Origin of the sequence: Sulfurihydrogenibium sp., from assembly GCF_028276765.1 — a bacterium.
Classification (GTDB): Bacteria; Aquificota; Aquificia; order Aquificales; family Hydrogenothermaceae; genus Sulfurihydrogenibium.
The window spans coordinates 1-9,510 of record NZ_JAPYVU010000058.1 but is presented as its reverse complement, the minus strand read 5'-3'; the positions used below and the strand labels follow the sequence as shown (position 1 = coordinate 9,510).

General features: G+C 33.6%; 12 protein-coding genes. 1 reads left to right on the top strand and 11 read right to left on the bottom strand.

All coding sequences use genetic code 11. The annotated features are described in order from the left end of the window. Positions 1-220 precede the first annotated feature (220 nt). From rfbB to rfbA, 3 genes are read right to left on the bottom strand one after another with little or no spacing between them, the layout of a single operon-like run. On the bottom strand, positions 221-1,210 hold the full coding sequence (gene rfbB, locus Q0929_RS08100) for a dTDP-glucose 4,6-dehydratase (protein ID WP_299239603.1): 990 nt from the start codon (positions 1,208-1,210) through the stop codon (positions 221-223). Beyond that, positions 1,207-1,773 carry a dTDP-4-dehydrorhamnose 3,5-epimerase gene (gene rfbC, locus Q0929_RS08095; RefSeq protein WP_299239600.1) on the bottom strand — a complete coding sequence of 189 codons (567 nt, stop codon included), beginning with the start codon at positions 1,771-1,773 and terminating at the stop codon, positions 1,207-1,209. Before rfbC ends, rfbB begins: the two co-directional genes overlap by 4 nt. Positions 1,774-1,776: 3 nt before the next feature. Further along, on the bottom strand, positions 1,777-2,664 hold the full coding sequence (gene rfbA, locus Q0929_RS08090) for a glucose-1-phosphate thymidylyltransferase RfbA (RefSeq protein ID WP_299239597.1): 888 nt from the start codon (positions 2,662-2,664) through the stop codon (positions 1,777-1,779). Positions 2,665-2,905: 241 nt separating this feature from the next. Between rfbA and Q0929_RS08085 the strand changes: the two genes are divergently transcribed. Then, positions 2,906-3,634, top strand: coding sequence for a YdcF family protein (locus Q0929_RS08085; RefSeq protein WP_299225717.1), 729 nt, complete (start codon positions 2,906-2,908; stop codon positions 3,632-3,634). Here Q0929_RS08085 and Q0929_RS08080 read toward each other — a convergent pair. From Q0929_RS08080 to rpiB, 8 genes are all read right to left on the bottom strand, one after another. Next, the gene (locus Q0929_RS08080) at positions 3,614-4,216 is read right to left on the bottom strand and encodes a hypothetical protein (RefSeq protein ID WP_299239594.1); all 603 of its coding nucleotides are present in this window, start codon (positions 4,214-4,216) and stop codon (positions 3,614-3,616) included. The two genes, Q0929_RS08085 and Q0929_RS08080, sit on opposite strands and share 21 nt — an antisense overlap. Next, positions 4,216-4,554 carry a DUF190 domain-containing protein gene (locus Q0929_RS08075; protein ID WP_299239591.1) on the bottom strand — a complete coding sequence of 113 codons (339 nt, stop codon included), beginning with the start codon at positions 4,552-4,554 and terminating at the stop codon, positions 4,216-4,218. The genes Q0929_RS08080 and Q0929_RS08075 overlap by 1 nt, the downstream gene beginning before the upstream one ends. A 10-nt stretch (positions 4,555-4,564) precedes the next feature. Next, a complete protein-coding gene (crcB, locus tag Q0929_RS08070) occupies positions 4,565-4,939 on the bottom strand; it encodes a fluoride efflux transporter CrcB (protein WP_299239588.1) in 375 nt (124 codons plus the stop codon). A gap of 169 nt (positions 4,940-5,108) precedes the next feature. Further along, a complete protein-coding gene (locus Q0929_RS08065) occupies positions 5,109-5,528 on the bottom strand; it encodes a universal stress protein (protein ID WP_299239585.1) in 420 nt (139 codons plus the stop codon). Positions 5,529-5,538: 10 nt separating this feature from the next. Next, positions 5,539-6,678 (bottom strand): cation:proton antiporter, encoded by a 1,140-nt coding sequence (locus Q0929_RS08060; protein ID WP_299239582.1) that lies wholly within the window; start codon positions 6,676-6,678, stop codon positions 5,539-5,541. Between the two features lie 159 nt (positions 6,679-6,837). Then, entirely contained in the window at positions 6,838-7,680 is an 843-nt protein-coding gene (gene lipA, locus Q0929_RS08055; protein WP_299239580.1) for a lipoyl synthase, read from the bottom strand. Further along, entirely contained in the window at positions 7,681-8,949 is a 1,269-nt protein-coding gene (gene glyA / locus Q0929_RS08050) for a serine hydroxymethyltransferase (protein WP_299239577.1), read from the bottom strand. Between the two features lie 17 nt (positions 8,950-8,966). Next, positions 8,967-9,413, bottom strand: coding sequence for a ribose 5-phosphate isomerase B (gene rpiB, locus Q0929_RS08045; protein WP_299239606.1), 447 nt, complete (start codon positions 9,411-9,413; stop codon positions 8,967-8,969). Positions 9,414-9,510: the final 97 nt, after the last annotated feature.

Here is a 9,510-nt window from a genome sequence, read left to right as displayed (position 1 = left end):
ATTTCAATCTTATAAGTAGATGGAGAAAGGTTAAGACTTTTGTTGCTTATCTATATGCATATGCTATTGGTTATAGCTTTTTTAGAAAAAGTAAACTATGGAGGTAATTTCTCACCCGACGTATATTGTTTCTACGTCTTTTAATATCCCAGGAAAGTCTCAATCTCTGTGTTGACAAGAAAAAGAAAAATTACCCAATTCTTTATCATATTACTCGCCATCACTTATATACCTTTTCCCAATAAGATTTTAGATAGCTTAGCTTTCTGTTAACCCAATCTAAATTGTCTAAATACCATTTAACGGTCTTTTCTATACCTTCCTCAAAGTTTACCTTTGCCTTCCAGCCTATTTCCTTATTTATTTTATCCGTGTTTAATGAATATCTATAATCATGACCTGGTCTATCTTTAACAAAAGTTATTAAATCTTCAGGTTTATTTAATATTTTTAAAATAGATTTTACAACATCTATGTTTCTTTTTTCTTGACCGCTTCCAACGTTATAAATTTCTCCAACTTTACCTTTCTCTATAATTTCAAAAACTGCATCTGCACAATCAGAGACAAACAACCATTCTCTAATGTTTAATCCTTGACCATAAACTGGGATAGGTTCATTATTTAAAGCTTTTAAAATAACAACTGGTATGAGTTTTTCTGGATACTGCCACCAACCATAATTATTAGATGGTCTTACAGTGATTAATGGCAATCCATAGGTTCTAAAATAAGCTCTTCCAAGCATATCAGCTGAAGCTTTAGATACAGAGTAGGGAGAGTTAGGTACAAGTGGACTGATTTCATAAAACTGACCTTCTTCGCCAAGCTCTCCATAGACTTCATCGGTAGCTATGTTTATAAACAATTTAACGTTGTTGTCTCTTGCAGCATCAAGCAATACCTGCGTTCCTTTTACGTTTGTATCAATAAATGGGCTTGGGTCTAAAATACTTCTATCTACATGACTTTCTGCCGCCCAATGCACTACAATATCAGGACTTTCTTTATTAAAAATGTACTCGATAAATTCTTTGTTTGTAATATCTGCTTTGTAAAATGTAATTTTTTCTTCAACTTCTTTAAGTCTCTCTAAGTCTCCAGCATATGTTAATTTGTCTACAACTACAACATCTAAACCTTTTTTTACAGCCTGTCTTGTAAATTCACTTCCAATAAAACCAGCTCCACCCGTAATTAAAATTTTCATCTCTTTAGCTCCTTCATATATTCTTTTAAGGTTGGTAGTTTTTTATCTTTTTCTGACAGGATAAGATTATCGATCGTTTCTAACGGCCACTTTATATTTATATCTTGGTCGTTCCATATTATTCCTCTGTCATAAGCTGGAGAGTATTCGCTATAGGAAACTTTATATATTATCTCTGCTTCTTCTGATAAGGTTAAAAATCCATGGGCAAATCCTGGCGGAATCCATAGCATAAGCTTATTTTCCTCAGATAATTCAACGCCCACCCATTTTTTAAAGTATAGACTATCTGGTCTTATATCTACCGCCACATCAAAAATTTTTCCTTTTATGCATCTTACCAATTTACCTTGCTCGTAAGGCTTTTCTTGAAAATGAAGTCCTCTAAGCACGCCTTTAACAGACTTAGAATGATTATCTTGAACAAATTCAACATTTAATCCAGCTTTTTCAAAGTCAGATTTTTTATAAAATTCTAAGAAAAATCCCCGCGCATCTTCAAAAACTTTTGGTTTAACTATTTTTACCTCTGGGATTTCAGTGCCAATTATTTCAAATGGCATTACTCAGCTCCTTTCATGGTCTTTTACTAAACTTAAAAGATATTTACCGTATTCTGTCTTTTTAAGTGGTTGGGCTAATTTTAAAAGGTGCTCTTTTGAAATCCATCCATTATTGTAGGCTATTTCTTCTATACAGCCTATCATTAAACCTGTTCTTTTTTCTATTGTTGCAACAAATTCTCCAGCTTCAAGAAAACTGTCATGGGTTCCTGCATCAAACCATGCAAAACCTCTACCAAGCAGCTTGACTTTTAGCTTTTTATCTTTTAAGTACATCTCATTAACAGATGTAATTTCAAGCTCCCCTCTTTCTGATGGTTTTACATTCTTTGCATAATCTACAGCTTTTTTATCGTAAAAATACATCCCTACCGCTGCATAATTAGATTTTGGTTTTTTAGGTTTTTCTTCTATTGATAAAACATTTCCCAGCTCATCAAACTCAATCACACCGAACCTTTCTGGGTCTTTTACATAGTATCCAAACACATAAGCTCCGCCATTTTTCTCAACATCTTCTTTTGCTTCTTTTAAAACCTTTGGTAAATCATGGCCAAAAAACACATTATCTCCAAGAAGATAAAACACATTATCGTCTTTTATAAAATCTTCTGCAAGAATCAACCCTTCTGCGAGTCCGTTTGGTTTACTTTGGATTTTATAATGAATGTTTATCCCAAGATGGGTTCCGTCATTAAATAGTTTTTTGAAAGAGTCTAAATCCTCCGGATTAACTATAAACATAACATCTTTAATTCCAAGAAGCATAACAAGAGACAAAGGGTAATAAATCATAGGTTTATTATAAATTGGCAAAAAATGTTTATTTACTGAGATAGTAACAGGATATAATCTTGTCCCACTTCCACCGGCAAGTATAACTGCTTTCATAATGATAGACTCCGTTTTTATGTCTTTTTTCTTAATATTTTAGCATATTGTTTATACTACATTGATTTTGCGAGAAATTAAAAGCTACGAGATGTCTAACTTGCTTTAAATCATCTCTACAATGTTTTTGTGATATTATGAATTTAAACAAATCGAGATTTTCTAAACCGGAATGTCTTGCAGATACATAGGATATAAATGTTAAAATATTTAAAAAAATCAAACAAAAGCAGGATAGTCTATGTTTTTTATAAAGAAGCTAATTACGTTTTTCATTATACCACCTGGATTGTTTGTTTTTATATTTCTAATCATTGCTTATTTTTCAAGAAATAATAAAAGAGTTTTGACCATCTCGTTAGCTTCAGCTATTTCAATTTATTTAATCTCAATAGAGCCTGTAAAAGATTTTCTTCTAAAGCCTCTTGAGACAAAATTTCAACAGCCAAAAAATATAAGCGGAGATGTTATAGTTGTTTTGGGTGGTGGTAGTTATAATACCGGAATTCTAACAGAAGATTCTTTAAAAAGGGTTCTTGCAGGTTTTGTGCTTCATAAAAGATTAAACGTTCCAATTATCTTATCCGGTGGGTCTGCCATTACAAATCTACCAGAATCAGAAGCTATGAAATCTTTATTAACTGAGCTTGGGATTGATAAAAAAATGATTTTTACAGATGTCCAAAGCAGAGATACATTAGAAAATGCTTTTTTTACAAAGAAAATCTGCGAAAAGTATGGATACAAGACTGTTATTTTAGTTACTTCTGCTTATCATATGCCAAGGTCTTACATGACTTTTAAGCAGGCAGGATTAAATGTAATTCCATATCCAACAGACTTTAAGATGGATAAAAAGTATACAGTTTATAGCTACTTTCCTAAAATGAACGTTCTTCAAGATTCAACAAAAGCAATCAGAGAGTATATAGGACTTTTTGCTTACTATTTAAGATTCTCCTTCAGATGATATAGCATCTTGTCTGTCTTTTTTCATAACATAAATGTATTTAGGAATGATTATAATGCCATTTTCTGTTTCTTCATTTTCAAATCTGTTGTTATAAAAGCTGTATCCCGCAAAAGATAGTATTACCGCATCTATCTCTTTTGCAATAAGTTTTTTGTTTTGAGATAGTAATCTTTTATTTAATCTAATGCCTGTTTTAGGTAGGTTATACAATCTTTGCTCTAAACCTTCCGGTGTTTCTGGTGGAAGAATTTCTTTTCTTATGATTTTCTTCCAAAACTCTTCATGGTCGGATTTTAAGATTCTTTTTTCTTTTTCTTTAAAAGACCTTCTATCAACTTCTGTGTATTCAAACTGCTCGATGATTGATTTGTATAAATTTGAAGATGCTTTATTTGTTAAAGCTATTTTTGACCTTACCGGAAAGTCATAACTTACAGCAATAATATTTGGATTATAATGGTCGATAAACCATAAAAGACCTTCTTTATAAAATTTAAAAATTCCTTTAACTGTTTTGTTTTCATCCATAAGGCTAACTAAAAATATATTATCAACACACTCTATGCCGGCAAACAACATTAGTCTCCTTTGGCAGAATATTTTAAAACTTTAACTTTTTCCATCGTAATTAAACCATTTTCTATCAAAGGCTCGATCATGGGTAAAACTGCTTTTATTTTATCTTCATTTTCTACAACTTCAACAATTATCGGTAAATCTTCAGATAAATCTAATATTGATGCTGCATGGATTCTTGTAGATTTACCAAATCCAAGTATTCCTCTTAAAACTGTTGCTCCTGCTATATGATTTTCTCTAAGAATTTCAACAATTTTTTTGTATAAAGGTTTTCCTTTGTATTTATCTGCCTCGCCTATATGTATTCTAAGCAAAACAGCTTCTGTTTCAATTTTCATGATACACCTCCTATAACATCCTTGCTAATACTATTCCTGCAAATGCTGATAAAAAGGATAGTCCAAAATTTAAAGCAATATTTAGTAAAGCTCTTACATAATCTCCATCCATTGCTATGGATAAGGTTTCGTAGGTTATGGATGATAATGTAGTATAGCTTCCACAAAAACCAACTGCTACAAACAGTCTCCACAGTGGGTCTAAAGATAATTTTTCTAAAAACAGTATCATAAAAAATGAGAGGATAAACGAACCAACAACATTAACTATAAGCGTACCGTATGGTAGCCATGTTCCGAATAGCTTTGCAGAGTATACACCTGTTAAGTATCTAAGAATTGCTCCAATGCTTCCACCTACTGCAATAACTAAATACTTCTCCAATTACTTACTCCAAGTTATGGTATTTTATTTTAGGATAGTAAAATTTTACCATACGTTAAAAAGAAATTTAATTGAGTGTATAACAATCCCCAAGATTTTCCTTTTTATATTTTGTTATAATTTTAACTTAAAACGTTGTCGTGAGCCATTATAAAATTTGCTTAGCAGTTTACCTAACTACCAAAACAGAGCAATGAGCATTATCGACAACTTTATCTGCTGTTGTGCCCAATAGTCGTCTTACTAAAGTGGGGTGTGTTTTAGTGCCAAGGACTATAAGGTCTGCACCTATTTCCTTTGCAGTATTTACTATTTCGTCTCCTGGTTTTCCATACCTTATAAGAGTTTTTGCTTGAATGCCCCTTTCTTGGACTATTTCTAAAGCAGACTGCAATATCTTTTCATAGTATTTATTTGCTTGTTCTTTAGCTTCTTCAGTTTCTGAAACGGTTTCTGCATATTCTGGTATTCTACCTACGGATAGAATAAAAAGTTCAGACCTAAATTGAGCCGTAAGATAAACTGCTTTTTCAAGTGCAAGTCTTGATCCTTCAGAACCATCATAAGCTAAAAGGATTTTTTTGAACATGGTTAACCTCCTAATTCTTTTTCAAATTTAAGTCTTCTTTTTTAGGATAGAAAAATTTCTGAGCTATTAAAGTAGGAATTATAGCAGATAGTATAACTACAACCACAAGCACAGAGTATTGAGTTTTATCTATGATACCGTTATTTAACCCATAGAGTGCAGATATGGTACCAAAGGTAAGTCCAGTACTCATCAAAAGGGTATTATATATATTCGTTCTAAATGGGAATCTAAAAACAAGACCAACAGGATAGAGTCCAAGGAACTTAGTAATGCTCTTTACAAAAAAGAAAATTACAATCAGTCCTAAACTTGTATATACAACTTTTGCATCCACAAGACTACCAGCTTTTAGAAAGTAAAAAGGTGTAAGAAAAGCTATAGTAGATGCTCTTAATCTTTTCACGAGCTCTCTGTTTGCGAGAAACAGGTTGGCAAGAACAGCTCCCACCAAGTAAGCGGGTAAAACAGCTTCACTGCCTGCCTTACTTGCCAACCAACCCAAGGCAAAAAGAATAAACAGTATATATTTAACTTCAGGCTCACTGGGATGATTTTTTACGTAATTAAAATATACACGTGTAAAATAAGGTAGCATAAAGAGTGATCCAATAGTTATTACTACAAATACCCAAAAGATTGTTCCCAGCTTGGTAAATATTAAACCTAAAGCTATGACTGTTCCAAGGTCATTTACAAAACATGCAGCTAATATCAGCTTCCCCAAACTTGTCTCGTTTAATCCAGTTTCTACCATAACCGCATATACAACCGCTACCGATGTAGTTGAAAGTGCTATTCCGGCAAGTTGGGCTTGTGGCATACTCCATCCAAGTATGTATTGAGCTATTAGCCATGCACCAATGAAGGGAGATAGGAAACCCACCAAACCCAAAACTAAAGACTCTTTCCAGTATTTTTTTATTACCTCTGTTTCCAGCTCTGCACCTGCAAGAAAAGTTAAGACAACTGCACCTACGCTAGCAAGGAAAGTTACCCATTGTGTAATGTTAGGATGGATTGTATTTCCTGCAACTACACCCACTATTAGTTCAATTAGTGCTGCAGATATTCCTAATCTAAGAGAAATAAGACTAGCAACAAGTGCAAGGAAAAACCAGATTGAAGCATCCCACCATAGACTTTCCATGAGTATGACCTCTGATGAAAAAAGTTTAACTAGTAGTTATTCTACAACTTTTTCAAAAAAATTTAAAGGTGTTGTATAAGTTATACCAGTTTGGGAAAATTAAAAAAATGATGACGTGTGATGAGTAGTGAGTAAAAAACTATATAAACATCTCACCTCTCACTTATTCATTGTCATAAACTGTTCTTGTGCATTAAAAGAACTTCTTATCAATATGCCAGAAAATATATACTTAAAACCTATCTTGTAGCCTATTTCTTCAAACTCTCTAAACTCTTCTTCTGAATAATACCTATATACCGGTAAATGGTTTTTTGATGGCTGTAAATACTGACCGATTGTTAGTATTTCTACGTTATTTTTGTACAAATCTTCCATTAAATTTATTATCTGTTCTTTTGTCTCTCCAAGCCCTACCATAAAGCCGGATTTTGATATAGTTTTTTGACTTATTTCTTTTATTGATTTTAGTATTTTTAACGACCTTTCATAATTTCCCTGTGGTCTTACAATTTTATAAAGCTCTTTTACAGTTTCTATATTGTGATTTACAACCTCCGGATTTGCATCTATTACTGTTTTTAAAGATTCTATACTTCCTTTAAAGTCTGGTATCAAGACTTCTATTGTTATGCCCGGATTTATTTCTTTTACTTTTTGTATAACTTTTGCAAAGTGGGACGCTCCGCCGTCTGGAAGGTCATCTCTATCAACTGATGTGATCACAACATGTTTTAATCCGAGTGTTTTTATTGCATTTGCTACATTCTCAGGCTCTTGCGGGTCTAAAGCTTGTGGCTTTCCGTGAGATACGTTACAGTATGGACAGTCTCTTGTGCAGATATCACCCATAATCATAAAAGTGGCTGTTTTCCTTGAAAAGCAGTCGCCAATGTTTGGGCAATTAGCCTCCTCGCAAACTGTGTGTAGGTTCAGCTTGCGAAGAAGCTTTTTGATTTTAAATACTTCCGGTAAAAGTGGAGACTTTACTTTTGGCTTCACTTATTCACCGTAGCCATAATCCTTAAACCAATTTGGATACAGTGGATAGCTTGAGCATAAGGATAAAACATCATCTCTCACTTCTTGTATAACTTTTTCATTATCAAGATTTTTTAATACTTTAACAATATTTTTCGCAATTCTTCTCATGTCGTTTTCTTTCATTCCTCTGGTTGTTAATGCTGCTGTTCCAAGTCTTATTCCGGATGTTACTGTTGGTTTCTCCGGGTCAAATGGTATTGCGTTTTTATTAACTGTTATATTAGCCTTTCCAAGAGCTTCTTCTGCTTGATTTCCTTTTACGTTTAATGGTCTTAAATCAACAAGCATCATATGACTGTCTGTTCCACCGGATACAATCCTTAAACCTTCCGCCATTAACTCTTCTGCCAATGCTCTGGCATTTTTTACTACCTGCTCTGCATACTTTTTAAAATCTTCTGTTAAAGCTTCGCCAAATGCTACAGCCTTTGCAGCGATCACATGCATAAGCGGTCCACCTTGTAATCTTGGGAACACCCATTTATCTATATCTTTTGCATACTCTGATTTGCAAAGAATTACTCCACCTCTTGGACCTCTTAATGTTTTATGGGTTGTGGACGTTACAAACTGAGCATACGGGACAGGATTAGGATATACTCCACCGGCTATTAATCCTGCGTAGTGAGCCATGTCAACCATTAGCAATGCACCAACTTCATCGGCTATCTCTCTAAATTTTGCAAAGTCGATAACTCTTGAGTATGCTGACGCACCTGCTATAATCATTTTTGGTTTATACTCTTTTGCAAGTCGGTAAACTTCATCGTAATCGATAAGTTCTGTTTGTGGATTTAATCCATACTGAACAGAGTTAAAAACAATTCCAGAAACATTTACCTTAGCTCCGTGGGTAAGGTGTCCGCCATGGTCTAATCTCATTCCAAGAATTGTATCCCCCGGTTGGAGCTGAGAGAAAAAGACAGCTTGGTTTGCCTGTGAACCAGAGTGTGGCTGAACGTTTGCATGCTCTGCTCCAAACAACTTTTTAACTCTTTCTATTGCAAGTTCTTCAACTATATCAACATACTCACATCCACCGTAGTATCTTTTATGGGGCAAACCCTCTGCGTATTTGTTTGTCAGCACACTTCCTTGAGCTTCCATTACAGCTTGAGATGTGTAATTTTCAGAAGCTATCATTTCTAAATGTTCCTCTTGTCTTTTAAACTCTTTTGAGATTGCACTGTAAACTTCAGGGTCTACATTTTTTAGATGATTTAACAATTTAAAAAACCTCCTACTTAGATTATTCCATTTTCAATATCTAATATCAATTTGACTCTTCTTTCGTGTCTTCCACCTTCAAAAGGTGTTTCTAAAAATACATCTATGATTGCAAGAGCATGGTCTAAGCCTATCACTCTTTGACCAAGGGCTAAAACGTTAGCATCATTATGAGACCTTGCCATTCTTGCCATAAATTCGTTTGTACAAAGGGCTGCTCTTACTCCTTTAATTTTGTTAGCTGCAATAGATATTCCTATTCCGGTTCCACAGATGATTATTCCTCTATCTGCTTCGCCAGATTGAACGCTTTTACCGACTTCTTCACCAAAGTAAGGATAATCAACAGGTTCAGGAGAATAAGTCCCTTTGTCTATAACTTCATATTTTTTTGATTTTAGATATTCTTTTATTTTTTCTTTGTAGAAAAAACCACCATGGTCGCTACCGATTGCTATTTTCAAAAAATCATCCTCCTGAAAAAATAATATTTTTAATTTTATCATAATTGAATATACGTCGGGTGAGAAATTACCTCCATAGTTTACTTTTTCTAAAAAA

What these genes read in the sequence shown, in the direction of transcription:
- rfbB (WP_299239603.1), bottom strand. Translation starts at nt 1,210, where the DNA reads ATGAAAATTTTAATTACGGGTGGAGCTGGTTTTATTGGAAGTGAATTT.
- rfbC (WP_299239600.1), bottom strand. Translation starts at nt 1,773, where the DNA reads ATGCCATTTGAAATAATTGGCACTGAAATCCCAGAGGTAAAAATAGTT.
- rfbA (WP_299239597.1), bottom strand. Translation starts at nt 2,664, where the DNA reads ATGAAAGCAGTTATACTTGCCGGTGGAAGTGGGACAAGATTATATCCT.
- Q0929_RS08085 (WP_299225717.1), top strand. Translation starts at nt 2,906, where the DNA reads ATGTTTTTTATAAAGAAGCTAATTACGTTTTTCATTATACCACCTGGA.
- Q0929_RS08080 (WP_299239594.1), bottom strand. Translation starts at nt 4,216, where the DNA reads ATGTTGTTTGCCGGCATAGAGTGTGTTGATAATATATTTTTAGTTAGC.
- Q0929_RS08075 (WP_299239591.1), bottom strand. Translation starts at nt 4,554, where the DNA reads ATGAAAATTGAAACAGAAGCTGTTTTGCTTAGAATACATATAGGCGAG.
- Q0929_RS08065 (WP_299239585.1), bottom strand. Translation starts at nt 5,528, where the DNA reads ATGTTCAAAAAAATCCTTTTAGCTTATGATGGTTCTGAAGGATCAAGA.
- Q0929_RS08060 (WP_299239582.1), bottom strand. Translation starts at nt 6,678, where the DNA reads ATGGAAAGTCTATGGTGGGATGCTTCAATCTGGTTTTTCCTTGCACTT.